Source organism: Rhizobium sp. H4, assembly GCF_003013335.1.
Taxonomy (GTDB): Bacteria; Pseudomonadota; Alphaproteobacteria; order Rhizobiales; family Rhizobiaceae; genus Rhizobium; species Rhizobium sophoriradicis.
Map to the genome: position 1 here is coordinate 1 of NZ_PSOW01000004.1, position 23,182 is coordinate 23,182.

Here is a 23,182-nt window from a genome sequence, read left to right on the forward strand (position 1 = left end):
CCGCTGCCGCCTGCCTGCGGCAACAACGCATCAACAAAGCTGAATTGACCCGTCTGCTTCACCGCCATCCAAATCATCTCCGTTCAAAAACAACGGAATCATATTCTCAGCATTTTGCAACAGTCCCCAGCGGGGAGAAGGTGGCCCGAAGGGTCGGATGAGGGGGCCGCACGCACAAGGCCCGCCTCTACGGCAAAAACAGCACATTGTACTGATCGATGTCCGGTGGCAGATCCCGCACCTTCATCTCCTCCTCGTGATCCTCGAAGAGCACGAGGCAATCCTCGTAAAAGCCGGCAAGCATCGAGATGAAGGCTTTCGTGCCCTTGGGCCCATAGAATAGCGGCGTGAACTCCATGTGGAGCGGCACGCGGCGGGCAAGCAACGGCTGCATCGAGCGGCAGGCGACCGGCTCATAACCCTCAATATCCATCCAGACGAGGCCGATGGCGGCCGGGTCGGTCGCCAGGTCGGCAAGGATTTCGGATACCGGTTTCACCGGCACGCTGATCTTCGTGTCGGTCGCACTTTGGCGGATGGCGCTGCTCTTGCCGTGATTGTTGCGATTGAGGAAAAAGTCGATCTCGCCTTGGCGCTCGCCGGCGGCGCAATTGACCAGCCGCACTTTCTCTTCCAGCCGGTTCTGGCGGATATTGAGGGCAAGGAGCGGGAAATTGCGCGGGTCGGGCTCGATGCTGACGATCCGGGCGCAAGTGCCGCTCAAGGCGAAATAGACGGTCTGGGTGCCGATATTGCCGCCGATCTCGAGCAGCGTCGCATCCTTTCTGAGCAGGCCGCGCTCGCGCAGGATGACGATCAGCCGGTCCACGGCATCGCGCTCGAAATGGCCCTTCCGGAAGACCTTGCGGCCGATATAGTCGGCCGGTGAAAAGGTCATCAGGTGATCGCCGGCGTCGACCGTCATCGAGACGACGCGCGGGCCGATGTTCTCGATCAGCAGGCGGCGGCCGAAGCGGGTGTCGAAGAAGCGCGAGGCGGCGGCATTGCGCGCCTTGCGCAGACGGCGGCTCCAATATTTGGCGGTGAGCCAGGGCTTGCCGGGCATCAGTCTTTTCCTTCGAGCGGTTCTGCCGCTTTCTCTCTCGGAATCACATAGACTTTCAAGGGTAGGGCCCGGCCGCGCACGCTGATTTCACGACTTTCGATGCCGGAGAGATTGGCGTCGGCAAGCTTCGCCACCGGCTCGGAGATGACGATCGCCGCCTCGAATTCCTTGGCGGCACTTTCCAGCCGGCTTGCGACGTTCACCGTATCGCCGATCGCCGTCATGCTGCGCACCCTTCCATATCCCATCGTGCCGACGACGGCCGGGCCGGTGTGGATGCCGATCGCGATGCGTAGCGGCAGCGTCAGTTCGTCGGCGAGTTCTGCGGCGAGTTTTTCGATCTCGGCGACAATCGCCGCGGCGGCGTTAAGCGCCTGGCGGCAGGCCTCTTCCGGTGCGGTGTTGAGGCCGAAGAGCGCCATGGCGCCGTCGCCGATGAACTTGTCGAGCCGCCCGCCCGCCTGCTCCACCGCCTTGCCGATGATGGCGAAATAGCGGTTCAACAGGAAAACGACGTCGAAGGGCAGGCGCGTTTCCGTCAGCGTGGTGAAATGGCGGATATCGACGAAGAGCACGACGATCTCGCGTTCGCGGCCGGGGCTGGTCTCCTGGCTGTTGGCGGGAAGGGCGGTTTCGACCGCCGGCACGAGCAGCGGCGCGACTGCGAGGTCGCGGTCGGGACGAAGCTGACAGGCGAGACGCACATCCGGGCCGGCATTGATGCGCCTCAGTGTCGTCTGTTCCATCTTGTCGGCGGGCGGCAGGCTTTCGTAATCGCCGAGGATCTGCACCCGGCAGGTGGAGCACTGGCCCTTGCCGCCGCAGACGGAATAATGCGGCAGGCCGCCGAGCCGGCTTGCCTCCAGCACGGTGAAGCCGCGCGGCACGCGGATCACCTCGCCGCCCGGATAATGCACCGCCACCTGGTCGAGCCGCTCCTTCAGCCGGCGCCGGGCGCGGGCGGCAACGACGATCAGCAGCGAGGCTGAGAAGGCGCCGTAGAGGCCGGCGCGCACCGTTGCGACATCGGCGCGCACTTGCGGGTCGGAGAGAAAACGGGCGTTGAGGTTCACCTCGTAAGGATTGGTCGACAGCTGATAGGAAGGGTCGGCGAGCGTGCGGCCCATCTGGACGAAACCGAGCAGCGAGAGCACCGGCACGAGGATTGCCAGCGCCAAGAGCGGCGCGGAGACGTTTGCATACCATGCGCGGTAACGCAGCCAGAAATGAATGCCGATGCAGCCGTGGATCCACACCACGATGACGGCGACAGCCTGGCGCATGCCGGTCGCCGGCGACTTGATCCACTGCTGTTCGACGATCGTCTGGTAATCGTCGATATAACCGTAGAGTTCGTGGCCGATGCGTGTGCCGATGACGTGATCGATCAGAAGCAGCGGAATGAGCAGGCCGAGCAGGGTCTGGGCTGTTTCGCCTTTCGGCATCACCAGGCTGCGGCGCATGTAGATGGCGCGCAGCACCAGCGCCATATGGATCAGCACCGAGGAATAAAACACCGCGGTGCCGACGGGATTGCGCCAGATGCCGATAAAAAGATGGCGAGCGTTATCAGCGGCGGAAAGCGAAATCAGCCCCAGCGCATGGTTCGACAAATGCAATAGGACGAAGGTGAAAATGACGAGGCCGGATCCAAGCCTCGCCCTTCTGATCGTCCGTTCCGAAAAAATCCCTGTGGCCGAGACCGTCGTCATTCATTCCCGTTCTTGTCGATGCAACCGCAGGCCCATAGAAATTGAGAAGGAGGCGGAATTGCTTCCATCGCGATCACATTCCATATGCTTATGCGCAAGTTTTCGGGAAATGGACAATAGCGGAGTTTCGCCAGCGGCCAGGCCGATTGGAAACAGTGTGTCTTTACGTGAGGAACGCGGATGCGGGTGGCTTTCTACGCGCCGATGAAATCGCCGAACCATCCGGTGCCGTCGGGCGATCGATTGATGGCGCGGCTGCTGATCCGGGCGCTGAAGCTGGCCGGGCACGAGGTCGAGGTCGCCTCCGAATTCCGGACTTATGCCGCAACGCCGGAGGCGGCAGCCGCGCTCGCGCCCGCCATCAGCGCCGAAGACGAGCGACTGCGGCTGAAATGGCAATCGGCGCCGCGCCCCGAGCTCTGGTTCTGTTACCACCCCTATTACAAATCGCCCGATCCCTTCGGGCCGGCGATCTCAGCCGAATTCGCCATTCCCTATGTCACCGCCGAGGCCTCCTACGCGGCAAAGCGGGACGGGACCGGCTGGGCGGCCCAGCAGCAGCGCGTGGGTGAGGCGGTCCTGCAGGCGGCAGTCAATATCTGCTTCACCGATCGCGACCGGGTAGGCCTTTCCGCCGCCTTTCCGGCGGCGCGGCTCGCCGGCCTGAAGCCCTTTATCGATGCGGCGCTCTTCGAAGCGCTGCCACCCACGCCGGATCCGCGCCGGCTGGTGACGATCGCAATGATGCGGGCGGGCGACAAGATGGAGAGTTACGCGATGCTTGCAAAAGCATTGCGCCTGATCGAAAGCCGGACGTGGAGCCTTTCGGTCATCGGCGACGGGCCGATGCGGCATGAGGTGCAGGTGCTGTTCGCCGGCCTTTCCGGCCGGATTGAATGGTTGGGCGCGCTTGGCGCGGGCGAAATTGCCAAAGTCCTCGGGCGTGGCGGCATCTATGTCTGGCCGGGCTGCGGCGAGGCTTACGGCCTTGCCTATTTGGAGGCGCAGGCGGCCGGCCTGCCTGTCGTTGCGCAAGCAACGGCCGGCGTGCCCGCCGTCGTCGAGGCTGGTGCGACCGGTCTTTTGACGCCGGATGGAGACGTTGCCGCTTATGCCGCGGCGGTGGCCGCCCTGCTCGAAAACGGTGAGACGCGTGATGTGATGGGGCAGGCGGCACGGCGCTTCGTGCTCGAGGAGCGCTCGCTTGCGACGGCTGCGCGCGCCTTGGACGGAATTTTGCGTGAAAGCGCCGGAACAGGAGCAAGAGAATGAGCGAAGGCAAGAGCTGGGAGCCGCTGCGCCGCGAGCTTGACCGCTGGCAGGCCACCGGCCGCGTGGCCCGGTTCTGGCTGCGCGATGACGATGCCGTCGCGCCGACGCAGGATCTGGAAACGCTGCTGGCGCTGACCGGCACGCATGACATTCCGCTGACGCTTGCCGTCATTCCCGCTTTGACCGGCGAAGCACTGGCCGCGCGGCTGGCGGAGGAAGCAGCCGTCGCCGTCGCGGTGCATGGCTGGTCTCACACCAATTATGCCGGGCGTGAGCGCAAGAAGCAGGAACTCGGCAGCGAGCGGCCGGCGGACGTGGTGCTCGGTGAATTGCGCGACGGTTTTCGGCTGCTGCAGCGGCTGCATCCCGCCCGCTTCGTGCCGGTGCTGGTGCCGCCATGGAACCGGATCGACGCGGCGCTCATCTCGGCATTGCCCGAAAACGGCTTTTCGGCGCTTTCGGTTTACGGGCGGGCAAAGCCGGGCGGCCGGGTGCGGCTTCTCAACACCCATGTCGACATCATCGACTGGCACGGCACGCGCGGCGGGCGCGGCGACGAGGAGCTGGTGGCCGAGTTGGTGGCGGAACTCCGCGACCGTTTTGCCGGCAGCGACGAACCGATCGGTCTTCTCACCCATCACCTGGTGCATGACGCCGCTGCCTGGGACTTCCTGTCGGCCCTGTTTGCTGCGACCGGTCGGCATCCCGCCGTCCGCTGGTCGCCGGCGCCGGCGCTTCTGGATGCATGATCAGCCGGGGTGAACGCGTCCGAGAAAGTCCCGCATGAGGGCTGCGACTTCATCGAGATGCGTCTCGAGCAGCCAATGCCCGCCTCCGAGCAGATGCAGTTCGGCATCGGGCAGATCACGCAGATAGGCTCGCGCCGACTTTTCCGGCATGTAGTGATCGTTCGGTCCCCAGACGATCAGGGTTGGCGGCCTGTTTTCCCCAAGGTATTTCCGGTGCTCGGGAAACCAGGCGCGGTTCTCCCTCAATCCGGCGATCAGGTCGATGGCGATTTCCTTGCGCCGCTGGGTGATCAGCGACCAGTGCAGCTTCCACATGTCAGGCGGGATCGTATCGGCCAGAGGCGGCGCCAGATCGTTGAGAAACTCCTCCCTGAAGGTCTCCTCGCTGATTGCTTCGCCCAGCGCTTTCCTCATCTCGGCGGGCGGAAGTGCCCAGGTCGCCTCGATGTCATTATATTTCGGGCCGAGGGCATCTTCATAGGGGATATCGCCGTTCTGGATGATCAGCGCCGTGATCCGCCTGGGATTTCTGATTGCCAGCCGCGCCCCGATCGGCGAGCCGAAATCATGGAGATAGAGGGCGAAGCGGTCGGCATTCACGGCGCCGACAAAAGCCTCCAGCCAGGCGGCATAGCCGTCGAAGCTGTAGTCGAAATCATCAGGCGTACCGCTGTAACCTGCACCTGGGAAATCCGGAGCGATCAGGTGCCAGCGGTCGGCCAGGCGCGGCATGAGATTGCGGAATTCGTAAGACGAGCAGGGATAGCCATGCGGCAGCAACAGGACCGGCGCGTCCGGCCGACCGGCCTCGCGATAGAAGGTCTCGATGCCGGCAACGGTGATCCGGCGATGCCGGACGAGCGTAGCCGGGTTCACCTTCGGTCCTCCTCATACTGCTCTGCGCCCTCCACCGGTCGCAGCCATGGTTCGCGGCGCTTGATCCAGAGTTCATAACGCGGCACGAGCGGTGTCGGGGCTTCGGACAGGACGCCGAGTTTGATTTCCGCCTCTTCCGCATCGGCGGAAAACAGCCGCGAGCCGCAGCCGGTGCAAAAACGCCGGCCCTGGAACTCGCCCGTTTCTCCGGAATATTCGAACTGGCCGGCCGGCCAGATTCCATAGAAGGTGAAGGCCGAGCCGCTCTCCTTCCTGCAATCGGTGCAATGACAAATGCCGACGCGCAACGGTTCGCCGCGAACAGAAAGCTGCACCTGCCCGCAAAGGCATTGTCCTGACAACACGGTCATGGTTGATCCCCGCTTCATCGATCTTGCGCTGCCGGGGAAACGGTCGGGCCAGGCAACTGTTCCGTCAGGAAAGCGCAAGCACACGGGCTGCGATAGGCCGAGGTGTCCCTACCTTGCCCTGGGGCGGAGAAAGGAGCGGTTCGGCAGCGGTCAGATCACCACGGTCTGATTGTCGCGCGCGGCAAAGGCGCCGGGGAAGGCGGCCTCGGCCTGCGCTTCCATCTGCGCCAGCTGTTCGTCCGTGCGGGAGGGGGCGTGATGGAATAGCGCGAAGCGTTTGGCACCGGCCATCTTCGCAAGCTCGGTGCCATGCTGCCAGGTCGAATGGCCGAAACCCTTGAAACGCTGCATCTCGTCTTCATTGTAGGTGCAGTCGTAGACGACGAGATCGGCGCCCTGCATCATTTCCAGCGAGACGGGATCATAGCTGCCGGGATTGTGCTCGATGTCGTAGATCAGAGCGATCGAACGGCCCTGCCATTCGATGCGATAGCCGATGGCGCCGCCCGGATGGTTGAGCGTGAAGGTTTTGATCTCGATCCCCTGATGCGGGGTCAGAACCTGACCGGCATGGAAGTCGCGGAAGTTCATCGTCGCCTGACAGATGTCGGTCTTGACGGGGAACCAGGGCGGGCTGATGAACTGCTCGACCATTTCCCGTGTGCTCATCTTGCCGTCGAGATGGCCCGACCAGATGTTGACGTTGATCGAGGGATAGTAGATCGCCTTGAAGAAGGGCAGGCCGATGATGTGGTCGTAATGGCAGTGGCTGAAAAACAGATCGACGTCGCTGACGCCGTCGGCAAGCAACGACAGTCCCGCCTCGCGCAGACCGGAACCTGCGTCGAAAAGCATCCGATGTTTTCCGCAGCGAATTTCGATGCAGGAAGTGTTACCGCCGTAGCGGTCGAACTCGGGGCCCGATACGGGAATACTGCCGCGGACGCCCCAAAATTTTATCTGAAACAGTTCTGTCGTCATCGTTTTTCAAACCGGCCTTCCCGCATCGCCATCGTACTCATAGTTCATCCCGATGCGAAGCAGCAGAATTCCACGGGTTTGCCTGCGCCCCCTCTCATTCTCCTAACCGCTAGCGGAAGAAGAAGTATATTCTCCTAAGCAATCGGCTTTCGCGTCGGAAAGCAACCCAGTATGGTTGGTTTTCGGTAAATGGGCTGCCGGGGCGGGGCGTTTTCCGCAAGTCATGCCTATTAGATGGTTGCACGCGATCGAAAAAACAATTGCCGCCTCTTGTGCCGTTGTCTCTGACGTTGCGACAGGCTCAGGCGCTTCCCAGACGCTTGATATTGCCAGCCAATTCTCCCGCCAACCTCAGGCTGGCAGCCGTTGCCATGGCCATTTGCGGCAGCAGCAGCCATTCGAGTGTCCATGCCGCGCCCGAGCGTTCCTGTTCATGGACGAGGGACTGGTGGATGCCGGACAGCGCCGTGGCGTTGAAGCGGGCAAGCGAGACCAGGACTTCGGCGGCGACGGGATTCTGCTTGTGGGCCATGGCCGAGGAGGTGCCGCCGCCTGCCATTTCGATCTCATCACCGGCTTGGGCGAGCAGGGCGATATCCTGGCCGATCTTGCCGAGGCTGCCGGAGATCGAGGCGAACAGGCCGGCGAGATCGGCGATCACAAGGCGCGTGCTCTGCCATTGCGCGACGTCGGTGAGGCCGAGCTCCTGGGCGAGCGAGGCGCGCACGGCTGCGGCCTGCGGCCCAAGCTTGTCGAGGGTGCCGGCGGCGCCGCCGAACTGAACGGGGAAATTCTGCTCGGTCAGGCGGTCCCGATAGGTCGTCAGCGGCGCGCGCCAGGCAGCGAGACGGTCGGCGGCGGTGATCGCGATCGCCGCCTGCATGCGGGTATGCCCCATCAGCCGGTTGTCGCCGAACAGGCGCTCGAGTGCATCGAGGCCTTTGACGATGGCGGAAAGCCGGCCTGCAAACAGGAAGGCGATCGCCTTCAGCCGGATCATCAGACTGGTGTCGATGACATCCTGGCTGGTGGCGCCGAAATGCAGGCTCTTGCCCGCTTCCTCGCCGACCGCGGCGCGCAGCTGCTTGATGAAATCGGGGACGACAACGCCATCGCGCGCCGTTGCCGCGCGAAGACTGGCGAGATCGGGAGAAAAGCCCGCGCAGGCTTCGGCGATCTTTCTTGCCGCTTCGCCGGGCAGGACGCCGTGTGCGGCTTCGGCTTTGGCGAGCGCGGCCTCGAAGGAAAGCATGGCGCGGAGATCGGCTTCAGCGGAGAAGTAAGGCGCGATTTCATCGTCGCCGACGAGGCCGGAGAGGAAGGGATGGTCGAAGGGCGATGCGGTCATGGTCTGCTCTTTGTGGCTGCGGCCCCCTCATCCGGCTGCCGCCATCTTCTCCCCGAGGGGAGAAGGGATTTGAGGCACTGTTCCCCTCTCCCCTCGGGGAGAGGGCAGGGTGAGGGGGCTACTTGCGCAAGACTTCGTGAAAAAGCAATTCGCGAGCCCACTCAAATATCCAAAAACACCGTTTCGTCAGGACCCTGCAAACGGATGTCGAAACGGCAGATAGCCCCGTCGCGGGTGGCGACCATCGTCGCGACGCGTTCGCGATGTTCGATGCGCGACAGCAGCGGATCGGCGGCATTGGCCTCTGTCTCCTCCGGGAAATACATGCGCGTCTGCAGGCCGATATTGATGCCGCGGGCGACGATCCAGACGGTGATGTGCGGGGCTTGTCTGCGGCCGTCCTTGAAGGGGACGCGGCCGGGCTTGATGGTCTCGAAGCTGTAGACGCCGTCCTCTGCGCGGGTCGGGCAGCGGCCCCAGCCAGTGAAATTCGGATCGGCGGCGCCGCGCATTTCCGAGGGGCTGTTGTAGAGGCCGGCGCTGTCGGCCTGCCAGATCTCGACGACCGCGTCGCGCACCAGGGCGCCGGCGCCGTCGAAGATGCGGCCGGTGACGGTGATGCGTTCGCCGAGCGTCTTGTCGTTGACCATCGCCACGCCGAGATCGCTGTCGTAAACGCCGGTTATGTCGCAGAAATTCGGCGTCAGGCCGATATGGACATAGGGACCGGCCGTCTGCGACGGGGTTTCCTTGAGATAGCCGAGCTGCTGCATCAATTGCCCTCCAGCCTGTTTTCGAACATCGTCGAGCGGCGGCCGCGCAGCACGATATCGAATTTATAGGCGCGTGAATCCATCGGGATCGTGTTGCCCCAGTCGAGCAGCGCGATCAACTGCTCGATCGCCGCCTTGTCAGGGATCGTGCCGACGATCGGACATTTCCAGATCATCGGATCACCCTCGAAATACATCTGGGTGATCAGCCGCTGGGCAAAACCGTGGCCGAAGATCGAGAAGTGGATATGGGCGGGGCGCCAGTCGTTGACGCCGTTCGGCCAGGGATAGGCGCCGGGCCGCACTGTGCGGAAATGGTAGCGGCCTTCCTCATCGGTGATGGCGCGGCCGCAGCCGCCGAAATTCGGGTCGATCGCCGCCAGATAGCTTTCCTTCTTGTGGCGATAGCGCCCGCCGGCATTGGCCTGCCAGAACTCGACGAGGGCGCCGGCTACCGGCTTTGCGCGCTCGTCGAGCACGCGGCCGTGGACGATAATGCGTTCGCCGATGGCGCTTTCGCCGGGCCGCGCATAATTCAGGATCAGGTCGTTGTCGAGCTCGCCGATCATCGAATGGCCGAAGACCGGACCTGTCGTTTCGGAGATCGTGCCGTCGAGCGACAGCAGGGCGCGCTGCGGCGCCCGCAGCACCGACGTCTTGTAGCCGGGCGTCAGCGCCGGCGCATGCCAGGCGCGGTCGCGGGCGAAGAAGGCGCCGGTCTCCGGCTTGCGATTGACCAATTCGGACATGTTTCCCCCTCAGGCCGCCTGCTCGGCGTCCATTTGTGCAAAGGTCTGCTTGGCGATCTTGATCGCATGGTTGGCGGCGGGAACGCCGGCATAGATCGCCACATGCAGGAGCGCCTCGCAGATATCCTCGCGGGTCGCTCCGGTATTGGCCGTGGCGCGCACATGCATAGCGACCTCGTCATCCTGGCCGAGCGCCGCCAGCAGCGCGATAGTGACGATCGAGCGCTCGCGCTTGGTCAGGACAGGGCGTGACCAGACATGGCCCCAGGCCGCTTCGGTGATCAGCTCCTGAAAGGGGCGGTCGAACTCGGTTGCCGTTGCGGCGGCACGGTCGACATGGGCGTCGCCGAGCACGGCGCGGCGGGTCGCCATGCCCTGCCGGTAGCGTTCGGAGGGAGTCTCGTTCATGGGCTGCTTTCTCCAGGCGAAATCGATGTGAGGAAGGCGAGGATGATCGCCGTCAGCGCTTCCGGCTGTTCGACGCAGGGAATGTGGGCGCAGTCCGCGATGACCTCGTAACGGGAGGCCGGGATCAGCTTGGCGGTTGCAAGCACGAGATCGGGCGGCGTCGAGCCGTCCTGGTCGCCGACGATGCAGATGGTCGGAACCGTGATCCTCTTCGCCGCCTCGGTGAAATCGGCATCGCGGATCGCTTCGCAGGCGGCGATATAACCTTCGACCGGCTGGCGCGTCAGCATGTTGCAATAGCCTGCATAGGCTGTGTTCTCGGGCCGGCGGAAGGCGGGTGTGAACCAGCGCTCCATGACGGCGTCGACGATGCTGCCGATGCCGTTTTTCTCGACCGCGGCGATGCGGGCATTCCAGCTCTCTGCCGTGCCGATCTTATGGGCGGTGTCGCTGAGGATAAGGGCGCGCACGAGATCCGGCCGGCGCTGATAGAGCGACTGGGCAATCAGGCCGCCGACGGAGAGGCCGCAGATGACGGCATCCTTCACCGACAGCAGATCGAGCAGGCCGGCAAGATCGGTCGCATGGTCCTCGATCGATGCGGGGAGCTGGCCGACATCGGACAGGCCGTGGCCGCGCTTGTCGTAGAGCAGGATGGCGACGTCGCCGGCGAGCCGCACCACGACGTCGCGCCAGATGCGGAAATCCGTTCCGAGCGAATTGATGAAGACGATCACCGGCCGGTCGGCGGGCGCGCCGATGACCTGATAATGGATCGTCACGTCGTTTATGCGGGCGAATTGCACTTCAATCTCCTCAATTCAGCGGGGGGCGGGCCCCTCATCCGGCTGCCGCCACCTTGCCTGGGTCGATCCACGCGTCTCGATCCGTCTTTCAGACCCCCGCCAGCGGGAGAAGGACATATGCCGCGCCGTCTCCCTCAACCTCGACGCTCCGTTTGGCACGTCCCCTCGCCCCGCCTACGGGGAGAGGGTTAGGGTGAGGGGCGTCCATTGGCGTTTCCGTTATGCGGCATCCACCAAGCCGCGCCATGGATCCTCGGGTCAAGCCCGTGGATGACGGAGAGTGGGGCGGCGTCTCGCCCAACTCGCCAGCCCTACAAAGCACACCGCGTTTCGGATGCTTCACTAGGCTGGCTTTCACTTCTCCCCTCATCCGGCTCTACGCCGCGAAAAGCTCGATCCGTCCCCCCGCCCTCCGTCATGCTCGGCCTTGAGCCGAGCATCCACACGACACCCACCAGCATTTGCGCCATGGATTCTCGGGTCAAGCCCGAGGATGACGGAGATTGGGTTTGGCCGCCCCTAATCCTAGCGTGCCGGAATCGAGCCCCGCGCGTCTCGACCCGTCCCTCGGCCCCGGCAGTGGGGGCGCGAGGGGCTATGCCGCACCGTCTCCCTCAATCTCGGCGCCGCGAATGTCTTTATCGCCTACCCACCCTCCGTCATGCTCGGCCTTGAGCCGAGCATCCACGCGGCATCCACCAAGCAGCCGTGGAATGGATCCTCGGCTCAAGGCCGAGCATGACGGAGGGCGGCGTTGGCTTTTGCCAAACTCGCCCCGCCGCACGGCGCCCATCCAACAGTATATACTCCTACTGATAAAACTGACCGGTTGATCCGGTTAAGTAAAATGATATTTTCTAGCTTTTCGATAACCAGGGAGTTATGCGAACAATGATCGACAGCCGCATCAAGTTTCGCCATCTGCAGACCTTTGTCGAGGTGGCGCGGCAGAGGAGCGTGATGAAGGCGGCCGAATTGCTGCATGTCAGCCAGCCGGCGGTGACTAAGACGATCCGCGAACTGGAGCAGGTGCTGGGTGTCGACGTCTTCGAGCGCGACGGCCGCGGCATCAAGATCACCCGCTACGGCGAGGTTTTCCTGCGGCATGCCGGGGCGGCGCTGACGGCGCTGCGCCAGGGTCTCGATTCCGTGTCGCAGGAACAGTTCGCCGAAGCGCCGCCGATCCGCATCGGCGCCCTGCCGACGGTCTCATCGCGCATCATGCCGCGGGCGATGGAGCTTTTTCTTCAGGAGAAGACCTGGAGCCGCGTGAAGATCGTCACCGGCGAGAACGCGGTGCTCTTGGAAGAGCTGCGCGTCGGCGACCTCGATCTGGTCGTTGGGCGCTTGGCCGGCGCCGAAAAGATGGCGGGCTTTTCCTTCGAACACCTTTATTCCGAACAGGTGGTGTTTGCCGTGCGCACCGGCCATCCGCTGCTTGACGGCCGGCAGTCGCTGTTCGCAGTCTTCGGGGACTATACGGTGCTGATGCCGACGCGCGGTTCGATCATCCGGCCGGTTGTCGAAAATTTCCTCATCGCCAACGGCGTCTGCAGCCTGCCGAACCAGATCGAGACGGTGTCGGATTCCTTCGGCCGCGCCTTCCTGCGCTCGAGCGACGCGATCTGGATCATTTCCAACGGCGTGGTGGCCGGCGATGTCGCCGACGGGCGGCTGGTGCTTCTGCCGGTCGATACCGGCGAGACCAAGGGGCCGGTCGGGCTGACGATGCGTGCCGATGCCGTGCCGTCGGCGCCGCAGTCGATCCTGATGCAGACGATCCGTGAGGCGGCGCGGGAGCTTTCCTGACCTCACCTCTTCAAATCCGCTTGCTGAATGCCCAGATTTGGACTAAATCTAATTCAAGACAGGAGAGCATCATGCAGCAGGCGCGACGCAGGGAGCAAGAGCCGGAACGGCTGGAAACGGAGCGGTTTGCGCCGGCAAACCGACGGAGGCTGAGCCCGCCGGCCTTGCGGACCTTTTTGGCGATCGCCGATCTCTGGGGCTTAAGCGAAGAGCAGCGCCTGCTGGTGCTCGGCTATCCCTCCCGCTCGACCTATCATAGCTGGGCCAAGCAGGCGCGCGAACACGGGGCTTTCACGCTTGATGTCGATACGCTGACCCGGATTTCCGCTGTGTTCGGCATTCATCAGGCGCTTGGTGTGCTGTTTTCCGACGAACGCGCCGGCGTCGCCTGGCTGCGCACGCCGCATCAGGCGCCGGTTTTCGGCGGCCATCCGCCGCTGGATATCGTCACCAACGGAACCCAGGACGGGTTGATGACCGTGCGCCGGTTCCTCGATGGCGCCCGCGGCGGCCTCTACATGCCGCCGAACCGGCTTGACGAGGCCTTCACGCCGTATGAAGACGCGGACATCGTCTTCCGGTGAGCGAGCGTTTTGCCGAGGCGCCGCGGCCGTCCTATCGGCTGATCCCGTCGCAATTTCCGCCGATCGGTCTCTTCGATACGGTGGCGAGGGCGGCCGATCTCGAAGCCGTGATGGAGCTCGTCGGCTGGACCAATGATCGGCTCGTGGCCGACCGCATCCGGCGGCTTCCCGAGACCGAATGGGTCTACGGCACGCCCAATGCCAGCATCGTCATGGCGGCCTTCCTGCATGTCACGCCCGGCGGCATGCGCTTCAACGGCCCCGATCTCGGCGCCTGGTATGCCGCCGACAATCTCAAGACTGCCGCCGCCGAGGTCGGCCATCATCTCCGGCGCGAGGCTGTCGCGCGCGGGGTGACGACGATGGCGCGCACTTATCGAAGCTACACCTCCACCCTGGTCGGCGACTATCTCGACATTCGCGGTGAACAGACGCTGCGGCCCGATGTCTATGACGGCGCGAGCTATGCGGCCTCGCAGCTGCTTGGAGAACAGGTGCGTTCGAGCGGCGGCGCCGGCATTCTCTATGACAGTGTCCGGCTGAGGGGCGGCGTCAACATCGCCGCGCACCGGCCGCGCAACATTCGCGACGTGGTTCAGGCCGATCATTTCGAAATCACCGTATCGGCCACTGATCGGCGCATCGATGTCCGCAAGCTCGCAAGCCGGCGACGACAGCCGAAAGCCTAAGCAGGCAACCGTTCGGCCCATGCCTTGGCCGCCTTGGCCATCGTGGCAAGGTGATCGGCAGTTGAGAAGCCGGAGATCTTCTTGCGCGGCTTAAGGTCATGGTCGCCGTCCTCGAGCCAGAGGATCTCGATCCGGTCGGAGAGATCGTAGCCCGGCACCTCGTCGCGCGTGCCGAATTCGTCGCGCGTGCCCTGGCAGATCAGCGCAGGCGTCGCCAGCCGCTTGAGATGGCCGGTGCGCAGCTTGCCCGGCTGGCCGGGCGGATGGAAGGGATAACCGAGGCAGAGGAGGCCGGCGATCTTTCCCTTATCATGGAGATCGTCGGCGACCATGCTGGCGACCCGGCCGCCCATCGACTTGCCGCCGATGATGAGGGGGCCTCTTGCGCCGAGCGCGGCAATCGCCGCCTCATATTCGGGATTGAGCGTTTCGGCGCGCGGCGGCGGCTTGCGGATTCCGCTGCGGCGGGCAGCCATATAGGCGAATTCAAACCTGATAACGCGGAAACCGACATCGGCAAGCGCTTCCGCCGCCGCCGTCATCGACGCCGAATCCATCGGCGCGCCGGCGCCGTGTGCAAGCAGGATCGTGAAGCGCGCATCCTCGGGGCCTTGCAGCAGAAACCTGTCAAGCATCGGCAATCCTCCATCCGCCATCGGAACCATGTCGATGGCCGTGACTTCTTCCTGGAAAGGAGATGACAATGTCGACGAATGACGAAAACGTAAAGCCGGAGCAGCGCCGTCCCAAGGATGTCGCCGCTGTTCCCGAGAAACCCGAGCCAGCCGACTCAGAATCGGTGGCGCCGCCAGCCGTGCAGCCGGCCGGAGAAGGGGACAAAAGCGAACGGCCGGTGGTCAACCCCGTCACCGGTGTCGCCTTTTAGGGGATCGCAAAAGTATCGTGCAGACCGGCCCTTGAAACGGCGACGCAAAGGGCGCATATAGCAGCCCTGCCTGAAAAATGGATGCCCGGGGTATCGACGTCGTCGAACCCTTTGCTGTCCAACAGGATAAGGGCGCTCCCCGCAAGGGTCGAGCGCCCTTTTTGCTTTCGGACGTTCTCGAGGCCTCGCTTCGAAGCTGGGCGATCTTGAGGAACTCCCACCAAAATCTAATATAGCACTTCGGAATCCCGAAATTGGCTGTGGGACTGATATTATTACATATTTTTGCGCCGCGGCGGGGCAAAAAAGCCCGCGCATTTCGGAATTCCGAAGCGGGGGAATTTCGGGATTCCGAAGTGGGACTTTTTCTTTAGGCGCTTTTCTGCGCCGTGCTGTCGATTTTCGCATCCGCCGTTCGTCATCTTAACGATGTGCTGCAGGTCAGCACGTTCTCAGGCAATTGTAGGAGATATGAATATGAATAGTCAGAATCTCGTACCCGCCGCCGTGCTTGCGGCAAAGAACGGCGTCCATTTCCCCAACGAAAGCGAGGAATATCGCATCGCCCGCGATGCGCTGCTCGCGGAGGAGATCGAATTGCGCCGCCACATCGAGCGCGTGGCGAGACAGCGCCGGGCGTTGCCGCCGGGCGGCGAGGTGACGAAAGACTACCGCTTCGAAGGCAGCAATGGGCCGGTATCCTTCAGCGAGCTCTTCGCCGACAAGGACACGCTCGTCGTCTACAGTTACATGTACGGGCGTGAACGCGAGCGCCCGTGTCCGATGTGCACCTCGCTGCTGTCGGCCTGGGATGGTGAAGTGCCCGATATCCAGCAACGGGTGGCGCTTGCCGTCGTCGCCCGCTCGCCCATCGAAAGGCTGCTCGCTTTCAAGAAGGAGCGCGGCTGGCATCACCTGCCGCTCTATTCGGATATGACCGATGAATACAGCCGTGATTATCACGCGATCGGCAGGGATGGCAGCGATGGTGCCGCCTTCAACGTCTTCACGCGGCGCGACGGCACCCTCCGTCATTTCTGGAGCGAGGAGATGGGCGAGGTGACGGCCGATCCCGGCGAGGATCCGCGGGGCGCGCCCGATCTGATGCCGCTCTGGACCGTGCTCGATGCGACGCCAGAAGGCCGGGCGCCGGACTGGTATCCGAAGCTATCCTATTGAGGCTGCAGGCCTTCAGCCGGTGGAGCGGTTTCTCGACGCCTCGGCCCATTCGAGGTTGGTGATCGACGCCTCCGGCAGCGGCGGCGGATCGATGTCGTAGACATAGCCGGCGAGCATATCGGCGGCGCGTTCCGCTGCCTTGATCTTCGCCTCGGTTTCCGCGACCGCCTTGCCGATCGCTTCGATGCGGGCGCGGAACATATGGGCGAGCACATCGCGGCCGGACTGTTTTTCGAGCCGTTCCAGATGCAGGCCGATGCGCGAGGCGTGGCGTTCCAGCTCGCTCTTGCTGAAGCGCGCTTTCCGCAGCTCCTCCGAAAGGCTGTCCTGCATGACGGCGACGGGATCGAAGCTTCCCGGCGCCCGCTCGTCGAGCACTGCATCGGTGACGAGCTTCTCGATCATGACAAGCGCCTGCAATTCGGCGGCGTCGGCGAATTCGACGTCGTAGCCGGTATCGTCGTAAACCTTGCGGCGGACCGGATCGAGAAGCAGCGCATAGGCCTTCTGCAGATTGTCGAAGGCTTGCGAATCGCCGCCCGAATCCGGGTGGGCGACCTTCGCAAGCTTCCGATAGGCTGCCTTCAATTGCGCATCGTCCGCATCGCGTTCAACGCCGAGAATATCGTATGGATCCGTCACGCCTGCTCCCCTGCTGCCCCGGTCTCGCGGGCAGTCTAGGTCTTCTTCTGCATCAGAAAGGCGAAGTTTAGACCGAAAGCACGAATGACGTCCATGGCCCGACACGGAAATAGCCGATGCGAAGGCCGGGACTATTCTGCGATTGTCAAATCTTTCCAAACCGTTGCGTCAGGATCAGCGTGCGGCGATCGAGATGAGATAACATTCGGCCTCACCGTCGATTTCAAGCACGCTTTCCCCAGCATTCTCGATCAGCAGCGCATCGCCGGCCGCGAGCGCGACGGTCTCGTCGTCCCGCCGGAACGACAGGGTGCCGCGATGGCAGAGCAGCAGGCATGTCGATGACGTCAGCGGCACCGTCTTGCAGCCGGCGATCTCGATGCGGACCAGCCCATGGGGAATGCCGTCGCGGCGGGTCATGACATTGAGATCGGTGATTGCGCCGTCCTGGAGTTTTGCCGTGACCGGGATATCCGCCGGGAAGACCAGCGGGTCGCTCGCCGTCGTCAGCAGCACCGGCGTCCTGCCTTCGATGTCGAGCACCATGCCGTTGCCGTCGAGGATCGCCAGCGTGCGGTCGATGCCGGGAAAGATCGAGAACGGCCCGTCGGCTGCGACGGTCGCCATGCTGACGCGCCAGTCGAAGCCGGGCAGGCCGGCATCATCAGGCGAAACGGCGATCTCCACCGTTTCGCCGCCGCCGTTTTTCCACGGCATGCGCTTGTGATCGGCAGCGCGCAGGATCTTCACGGGTCTCAGTTCCCGAGAATGCCGGGCAGGCGCAGGCCCTTGTCCCGGGCGCAGTCGAGGGCGATGTCGTAGCCGGCATCGGCGTGGCGCATGACGCCTGTCGCCGGGTCGTTCCAGAGCACCCGCTCGAGACGCTTGGCCGCATCGTCGCTGCCATCGGCGCAGATGACGACGCCCGAATGCTGGGAGAAGCCCATACCGACACCGCCGCCATGATGCAGCGATACCCAGGTGGCGCCCGACGCGGTGTTGAGCAGGGCGTTCAACAGCGGCCAGTCGGAGACGGCGTCGGAGCCGTCCTTCATCGCCTCGGTTTCGCGGTTCGGTGAGGCCACCGAACCGGAGTCGAGATGATCGCGGCCGATGACGATCGGAGCGGAAAGCTCGCCATTCCTGACCATTTCATTGAAGGCCAGAGCCAGGCGGTGACGGTCGCCGAGGCCGACCCAGCAGATGCGCGCCGGCAGGCCCTGGAAGGCGATGCGTTCTCTCGCCATGTCGAGCCAGTTGTGCAGGTGCTTGTTGTCGGGCAGCAGCTCCTTCACCTTGGCGTCGGTTTTGTAAATATCCTCGGGATTGCCTGACAGGGCCGCCCAGCGGAAGGGGCCGATGCCGCGGCAGAACAGCGGTCTTATATAGGCCGGCACGAAGCCCGGGAAGGCGAAGGCGTTTTCCAGGCCCTCGTCCTTGGCGACCTGGCGGATATTGTTGCCGTAGTCGAGCGTCGGAATGCCGGCATCCCAGAAGGCGATCATCGCCTCGACATGCTCGCGCATCGAGGCGCGCGCCGCCTTTTCGACAGCCTTCGGATCGCTTTCGCGCTTGGCCTTCCACTCGGCCATCGTCCAGCCCTTCGGCAGGTAGCCGTTGATCGGGTCGTGCGCCGAGGTCTGGTCGGTGACGATATCGGGACGGATGCCGCGGCGGACCATTTCCGGCAGGATTTCGGCGGCATTGCCGAGCAGGCCGACGGATTTGGCTTCGCCCGCCTTGGTCCAGCGGTCGATCATCTCGAGCGCTTCGTCGAGCGTCTCGGCCTTGGCGTCGAGATAGCGGGTGCGCAGGCGGAAATTGATCGAATCGGGGTTACATTCGACGGCAAGGCAGCAAGCGCCGGCCATGACGGCGGCCAGTGGCTGGGCGCCGCCCATGCCGCCGAGGCCGCCGGTCAGGATCCATCTGCCCTTGAGGTTGCCGCCGTAATGTTGGCGGCCGGCCTCGACGAAGGTCTCGTAGGTGCCCTGCACGATGCCCTGCGTGCCGATATAGATCCACGAGCCGGCCGTCATCTGGCCGTACATGGCAAGGCCCTTCTTATCCAGCTCGTTGAAATGATCCCAAGTCGCCCAGTGTGGCACGAGGTTGGAGTTGGCGATCAGCACGCGCGGCGCATCCTTGTGGGTGCGGAACACGCCGACCGGCTTGCCGGATTGGACGAGCAGGGTCTCTTCTTCCGTCAGCGTCTTCAGCGTCGCGACGATGCGGTCGAAATCTTCCCAGGTGCGGGCGGCGCGGCCGATGCCGCCGTAAACGACGAGTTCGTTCGGATTTTCGGCGACGTCGGGATCGAGATTGTTCATCAGCATGCGCAGCGGCGCTTCGGTCATCCAGCTCTTGGCATTGAGCTCGTTGCCGCGGGGTGCGCGGATTTCGCGGATATTATGGCGTGGATTGCTCATGGCGGTTCCCCTGTCGTTATCGTTTCAGGCCCGGCGCGATCTGCTCGATGCGCACCAGAATGTCTTTGAGATGGACGCGAAGCCTGTCCGACTTGGCGGTGTCGTAGGCGAAGGGCGGTGCCTCGGTCTCAAGATGAGTCGATTGCGCGAGCTCCATCTGGATCGCATGCACGCCGGTTTCCGGCCGGCCATAATGGCGGGTCGTCCAGCCGCCCTTGAAGCGGCCGTTGAGCACGCTGTCATAGCCTTCAGCGGCTTCGACTACGGTGAGCGTCGCCTGCTCGATCGACCCGTCGCAGGTCCGGCCCATATCGGTGCCGATATTGAAATCCGGCAGCTTGCTTTCGAAGAGGAAGGGAATGTGCGAGCGGATCGAGTGGCAGTCGTAGAGGATGGCGACGCCATGGATTGCTCTGACTCGCTCGATCTCTGCGACAAGGGCGGCATGATAGGGCGCATGAAAATCCCTGAGCCGCGCCGCGATATCGGCCTCATCGGGCGCCTGCCCATCCTTCCAGATCGGCTTGCCGTCGAAGTCCGTTTCTGGAACGAGGCCGGTGGTGTTCTGGCCGGGATAGAGGCTGACGCCCTGGGGATCGCGATTGGCGTCGATCACATAGCGGTGGAAGGTGGCCCGTACGGTCGTCGCGTCGGGCAGCAGCCCGTCATAAAGCTCGTGGATGTGCCAGTCGGTATCGGCAAGGATCCGGCCGTTGTCGTTGAGGCGATCGTAAATCGCCGGCGGCACGTCGGTGCCGGTGTGGGGGAAGGCGAGGATGACGGGGGAGGTGCCTTGGTGGATTTCGTATGGTGTGGTCATGGCAAAAACCCCTCCCCAACCCCTCCCCACAAGGGGGAGGGGCTAAGCTGTGGCACCGGCTCGCAAAACAACAAGCCGGCTGCATATGCTGCGCTCAAGAGTGAATACGGCGAGGGCCGCAGGTTAAGCCCCTCCCCCTTGCGGGGAGGGGTTGGGGAGGGGACTTTTTCTTTCCCGATCATTTCAACCCTCCAGAACCGGCAAGATGCCTGACGAAACCGAGGCGTTCAGCGCCCCCGTCGCCACCAACTCAGCCGCGGCGGCGAGATCGCCCGCCATGTAGCGGTCGACGTCGAGGCTCGGCACCTGGCTGCGGATCGTGGCGATTGCCTTCAAAAGCTCCGGGCTCGTCGAAAGCGGCGCGCGCAATTCGACGCCTTGCGCGGCGGTCAGCGCCTCGATGCCGATGATGCCGAACAGGTTTTCGGTCATCTGCAGAAGGCGGCGGGCGCCATGGCAGGCCATGGAGACGTGGTCTTCCTGATTGGCCGAGGTCGGGGTCGAATCGACCGAGGCGGGGTGCGACATCTGCTTGTTCTCAGACATCAGCGCTGCCGAAGTGACCTCGGCAATCATCAGGCCGGAGTTGAGGCCCGGCTTCTTGGCGAGGAAGGCAGGAAGGCCGTAGGAGAGCACCGGGTCGACCAGCAGCGCGATGCGCCGCTGCGAGATCGCGCCGATCTCGCAGACGGCAAGCGCGATCTGGTCGGCGGCGAAGGCGACGGGTTCGGCGTGGAAGTTGCCGCCGGAGACTACCGAATTGTCCGACAGCACCAACGGATTGTCGGTGACGGCATTGGCCTCGATTTCGAGGGTGCGGGCGACCGAACGCAAGAGATCGAGGCAGGCGCCGTCGACCTGCGGTTGGCAGCGGATGCAGTACGGATCCTGCACGCGCTCGTCGCCCTCGATATGGCTCTGGCGGATGACGGAGTTTTCGAGCAGGCCGCGGAGCGCGGCTGCGGTATCGATCTGGCCCTTATGGCCGCGCAGCGTATGGATATCGGCATGGAAGGGCGCCGAAGAGCCCATGGCCGCGTCGGTCGACATGGCGCCGGTAATGAGCGCCGATTGCGCGGCGCGATGGGCGCGGAAGAGGCCGGCGAGCGCCAGCGCCGTCGAGGTCTGCGTGCCGTTGATCAGCGCCAGGCCTTCCTTGGCGGCGAGCACGATAGGTTTCAGTCCGGCCCTTTCGAGGGCTTGCGCGCCCGAAAGACGTTCGCCGGCGAAGAAGGCTTCGGCCTCGCCCATTATCACCGCCGCCATATGGGCGAGCGGCGCAAGATCGCCGGAGGCACCGACCGAGCCTTTTTCCGGGATCAGCGGAATGACGCCCCTATCCAGCATGGCTTCGATCAGCCGCACCAGTTCCAGCCGCACGCCGGAGGCGCCGCGCCCGAGCGAAACCAGCTTCAGCGCCATGATCAGCCGGACGATATTTTCCGGCAGCGGCGCGCCGATGCCGCAGCAATGCGACAGGATGAGATTGCGCTGCAGCGTGGCGACATCGGCGCTGTCGATCTTGATCGAGGCGAGTTTGCCGAAGCCGGTATTGATGCCGTAAACCGGTGCATTGCCGGCGGCGATCTCGGCGATGCGGTCGGCGGCCTTGGCGATGCCGGCATCGAAGGCGGGATCGAGCCTTGCCGGCGCGCCGGTCCAGTAGATGGTTTCCAGATCCCTGAGCGAGACGGAGCCCGGGTGGAGCGTGATGGTCATCGACCGTTCCTTTCGCCTTTGAAGACGCGTGTATGAAGCGGGTTGAAGCCGATGCGGTAGACGAGCTCGGCGAGGCTTTCGATATTCCAGACGGCGAGATCGGCGGATTTGCCGGCTTCGAGCGTTCCGGTCTCGCCGATGAGGCCGAGCGCGCGGGCGCCTTCGCGGGTGGCGCCGGCGATGCATTCCTCGACGGTCAGGCCGAAAAGCGTCGCCGACATGTTCATCGTCAGCAGCATCGAGGTCAGCGGCGAAGTGCCGGGATTGCAGTCGGTGGCGATGGCGATCGGCACACCGGCCCGGCGCAGCGCCTCCACCGGCGGTTTCTGTTTTTCATGGATGGCGTAGAAGGCACCGGGCAGCAGCACGGCGACGGTGCCGGCAGCGGCCATTGCGGCAACGCCGTCCTCGTCGAGATATTCCAGATGATCACAGGAAAGCGCGCCATAGGCGGCTGCCAGCCTGGCGCCGCCGAGATTGGAGAGCTGCTCGGCATGCAGCTTGACCGGCAGGCCGAGCGCCTTGGCCTTGTCGAAGACGCGGGCGATCTCGGCTGTCGAAAACGCGATGCCTTCGCAGAAGCCGTCGACGGCATCGGCAAGGCCGAGATTATACATGTCGTCGAGACCGGGCAGCACGACATCGTCGAGATAGTCGCCGTTGCGGCCCTTATAGTCGACAGGCGTCGCATGGGCGCCCAGATAGCTGGTGGCGACGCGGACCGGCCTGACATGGCCGAGCAGGCGGGCGCTCTGCAGCATCTTCACTTCGCCGCTGCGGTTGAGGCCATAGCCGGATTTGATCTCGATCGTGGTCACGCCTTCGGCCAGCAGCGTATCGAGCCGCGGCAGCGCCGTGGCGACGAGTTCTTCGACCGACAGCGCATTGGTCGCCTGAACCGAGGAGACGATGCCGCCGCCGGCCCGTGCAATCTCCTCATAGGTCGCGCCTGCAAGGCGCATTTCGAACTCGCGGGCGCGATTGCCGCCGTGGACGATATGGGTGTGGCAGTCGACGAGACCCGGTGTGACCCAGCGGCCTTCGAGATCGACGATGTCGGAGCGTTCGATGGCCGATGCCGGCAGCTCGCTTTCGGCGCCGGCAAAGGCGATGCGGCCATTTTTGGTGAGCACGGCGCCCTTTTCGACGATGCCGAGCCCCGGACGATCGGCCGCGAGCGTCGCCAGCCGGGCGTTGCGCCACAGCACCGGCCTGACGTCGGCGGATACGGTTTCCTCAGAAAAATTGTTCCCGGTCATCAGCTTTGCGCCTTTCCTTATGCCGAAACATGTATATACATAATAAGCAGGTGAC

The 23,182-nt window shown here is 63.8% G+C and carries 24 protein-coding genes; 7 read left to right on the forward strand and 17 right to left on the reverse strand.

Going from position 1 to position 23,182, the window contains the following annotated elements:
- Positions 1-187: 187 nt before the first annotated feature.
- Entirely contained in the window at positions 188-1,066 is an 879-nt protein-coding gene (locus C4N04_RS06845) for an FkbM family methyltransferase (protein WP_106795660.1), read from the reverse strand.
- A complete protein-coding gene (locus C4N04_RS06850) occupies positions 1,066-2,778 on the reverse strand; it encodes an adenylate/guanylate cyclase domain-containing protein (RefSeq protein ID WP_106795661.1) in 1,713 nt (570 codons plus the stop codon). The genes C4N04_RS06845 and C4N04_RS06850 overlap by 1 nt, the downstream gene beginning before the upstream one ends.
- 180 nt (positions 2,779-2,958) lie before the next feature.
- Between C4N04_RS06850 and C4N04_RS06855 the strand changes: the two genes are divergently transcribed.
- Positions 2,959-4,050, forward strand: a complete 1,092-nt coding sequence (locus C4N04_RS06855) for a glycosyltransferase family 4 protein (RefSeq protein ID WP_106795662.1) — start codon at positions 2,959-2,961, stop codon at positions 4,048-4,050.
- On the forward strand, positions 4,047-4,799 hold the full coding sequence (locus C4N04_RS06860; protein WP_077989504.1) for a polysaccharide deacetylase family protein: 753 nt from the start codon (positions 4,047-4,049) through the stop codon (positions 4,797-4,799). The genes C4N04_RS06855 and C4N04_RS06860 overlap by 4 nt, the downstream gene beginning before the upstream one ends.
- On the opposite strand, the gene C4N04_RS06865 is transcribed toward C4N04_RS06860, so the two are convergent.
- From C4N04_RS06865 to pcaD, 8 genes are all read right to left on the reverse strand, one after another.
- The gene (locus C4N04_RS06865) at positions 4,800-5,675 is read right to left on the reverse strand and encodes an alpha/beta hydrolase (RefSeq protein ID WP_106795663.1); all 876 of its coding nucleotides are present in this window, start codon (positions 5,673-5,675) and stop codon (positions 4,800-4,802) included.
- Positions 5,672-6,046, reverse strand: coding sequence for a GFA family protein (locus C4N04_RS06870; RefSeq protein WP_040140894.1), 375 nt, complete (start codon positions 6,044-6,046; stop codon positions 5,672-5,674). The genes C4N04_RS06865 and C4N04_RS06870 overlap by 4 nt, the downstream gene beginning before the upstream one ends.
- Positions 6,047-6,196: 150 nt before the next feature.
- Complete coding sequence (locus tag C4N04_RS06875) at positions 6,197-7,027, reverse strand: MBL fold metallo-hydrolase (RefSeq protein ID WP_010060644.1); 831 nt, start codon at positions 7,025-7,027, stop codon at positions 6,197-6,199.
- A 301-nt stretch (positions 7,028-7,328) separates the two neighbouring features.
- Positions 7,329-8,375 carry a 3-carboxy-cis,cis-muconate cycloisomerase gene (locus tag C4N04_RS06880; protein WP_106795664.1) on the reverse strand — a complete coding sequence of 349 codons (1,047 nt, stop codon included), beginning with the start codon at positions 8,373-8,375 and terminating at the stop codon, positions 7,329-7,331.
- A 161-nt stretch (positions 8,376-8,536) separates the two neighbouring features.
- The gene (pcaG, locus tag C4N04_RS06885; RefSeq protein ID WP_106795665.1) at positions 8,537-9,148 is read right to left on the reverse strand and encodes a protocatechuate 3,4-dioxygenase subunit alpha; all 612 of its coding nucleotides are present in this window, start codon (positions 9,146-9,148) and stop codon (positions 8,537-8,539) included.
- Entirely contained in the window at positions 9,148-9,897 is a 750-nt protein-coding gene (gene pcaH / locus C4N04_RS06890; protein ID WP_106795666.1) for a protocatechuate 3,4-dioxygenase subunit beta, read from the reverse strand. Before pcaH ends, pcaG begins: the two co-directional genes overlap by 1 nt.
- A 9-nt stretch (positions 9,898-9,906) precedes the next feature.
- Positions 9,907-10,305: a 4-carboxymuconolactone decarboxylase gene (gene pcaC, locus C4N04_RS06895; protein WP_010060636.1), complete on the reverse strand. Its 399-nt coding sequence runs from the start codon at positions 10,303-10,305 to the stop codon at positions 9,907-9,909.
- A complete protein-coding gene (gene pcaD / locus C4N04_RS06900) occupies positions 10,302-11,111 on the reverse strand; it encodes a 3-oxoadipate enol-lactonase (RefSeq protein ID WP_106795667.1) in 810 nt (269 codons plus the stop codon). Before pcaD ends, pcaC begins: the two co-directional genes overlap by 4 nt.
- A gap of 891 nt (positions 11,112-12,002) precedes the next feature.
- Here pcaD and pcaQ point away from each other — a divergent pair.
- The 3 genes from pcaQ to C4N04_RS06915 all read left to right on the forward strand — a co-directional run bounded on the left by pcaQ (position 12,003) and on the right by C4N04_RS06915 (position 14,193).
- Entirely contained in the window at positions 12,003-12,920 is a 918-nt protein-coding gene (pcaQ, locus tag C4N04_RS06905) for a pca operon transcription factor PcaQ (protein ID WP_106795668.1), read from the forward strand.
- A 71-nt stretch (positions 12,921-12,991) separates the two neighbouring features.
- On the forward strand, positions 12,992-13,504 hold the full coding sequence (locus C4N04_RS06910) for an MbcA/ParS/Xre antitoxin family protein (protein ID WP_009991053.1): 513 nt from the start codon (positions 12,992-12,994) through the stop codon (positions 13,502-13,504).
- Positions 13,501-14,193: an RES family NAD+ phosphorylase gene (locus C4N04_RS06915; RefSeq protein ID WP_106795669.1), complete on the forward strand. Its 693-nt coding sequence runs from the start codon at positions 13,501-13,503 to the stop codon at positions 14,191-14,193. The genes C4N04_RS06910 and C4N04_RS06915 overlap by 4 nt, the downstream gene beginning before the upstream one ends.
- Here the strand turns inward: C4N04_RS06915 and C4N04_RS06920 are convergent.
- Entirely contained in the window at positions 14,190-14,828 is a 639-nt protein-coding gene (locus C4N04_RS06920) for an alpha/beta fold hydrolase (protein WP_077989496.1), read from the reverse strand. The genes C4N04_RS06915 and C4N04_RS06920 overlap by 4 nt on opposite strands.
- A 68-nt stretch (positions 14,829-14,896) precedes the next feature.
- On the opposite strand from C4N04_RS06920, the gene C4N04_RS06925 reads away from it, so the two are divergent.
- Together C4N04_RS06925 and C4N04_RS06930 are read left to right on the forward strand one after the other, a co-directional pair.
- On the forward strand, positions 14,897-15,079 hold the full coding sequence (locus tag C4N04_RS06925) for a hypothetical protein (protein WP_010039227.1): 183 nt from the start codon (positions 14,897-14,899) through the stop codon (positions 15,077-15,079).
- A 477-nt stretch (positions 15,080-15,556) separates the two neighbouring features.
- Positions 15,557-16,258 carry a DUF899 family protein gene (locus tag C4N04_RS06930; RefSeq protein WP_040140908.1) on the forward strand — a complete coding sequence of 234 codons (702 nt, stop codon included), beginning with the start codon at positions 15,557-15,559 and terminating at the stop codon, positions 16,256-16,258.
- 12 nt (positions 16,259-16,270) lie between these two features.
- On the opposite strand, the gene C4N04_RS06935 is transcribed toward C4N04_RS06930, so the two are convergent.
- From C4N04_RS06935 to hutI, 6 genes are all read right to left on the reverse strand, one after another.
- Positions 16,271-16,900, reverse strand: coding sequence for a J domain-containing protein (locus C4N04_RS06935; RefSeq protein WP_040111341.1), 630 nt, complete (start codon positions 16,898-16,900; stop codon positions 16,271-16,273).
- Positions 16,901-17,074: 174 nt separating this feature from the next.
- A complete protein-coding gene (locus C4N04_RS06940; RefSeq protein WP_106795670.1) occupies positions 17,075-17,650 on the reverse strand; it encodes a HutD family protein in 576 nt (191 codons plus the stop codon).
- Between the two features lie 5 nt (positions 17,651-17,655).
- On the reverse strand, positions 17,656-19,329 hold the full coding sequence (gene hutU / locus C4N04_RS06945) for a urocanate hydratase (RefSeq protein ID WP_106795671.1): 1,674 nt from the start codon (positions 19,327-19,329) through the stop codon (positions 17,656-17,658).
- Between the two features lie 16 nt (positions 19,330-19,345).
- Positions 19,346-20,149 (reverse strand): N-formylglutamate deformylase, encoded by an 804-nt coding sequence (gene hutG / locus C4N04_RS06950; protein WP_106795672.1) that lies wholly within the window; start codon positions 20,147-20,149, stop codon positions 19,346-19,348.
- A 183-nt stretch (positions 20,150-20,332) separates the two neighbouring features.
- Positions 20,333-21,868, reverse strand: coding sequence for a histidine ammonia-lyase (hutH, locus tag C4N04_RS06955; protein WP_106795673.1), 1,536 nt, complete (start codon positions 21,866-21,868; stop codon positions 20,333-20,335).
- Positions 21,865-23,127 carry an imidazolonepropionase gene (gene hutI, locus C4N04_RS06960; RefSeq protein WP_106795674.1) on the reverse strand — a complete coding sequence of 421 codons (1,263 nt, stop codon included), beginning with the start codon at positions 23,125-23,127 and terminating at the stop codon, positions 21,865-21,867. The genes hutH and hutI overlap by 4 nt, the downstream gene beginning before the upstream one ends.
- Between the last annotated feature and the right edge of the window lie 55 nt (positions 23,128-23,182).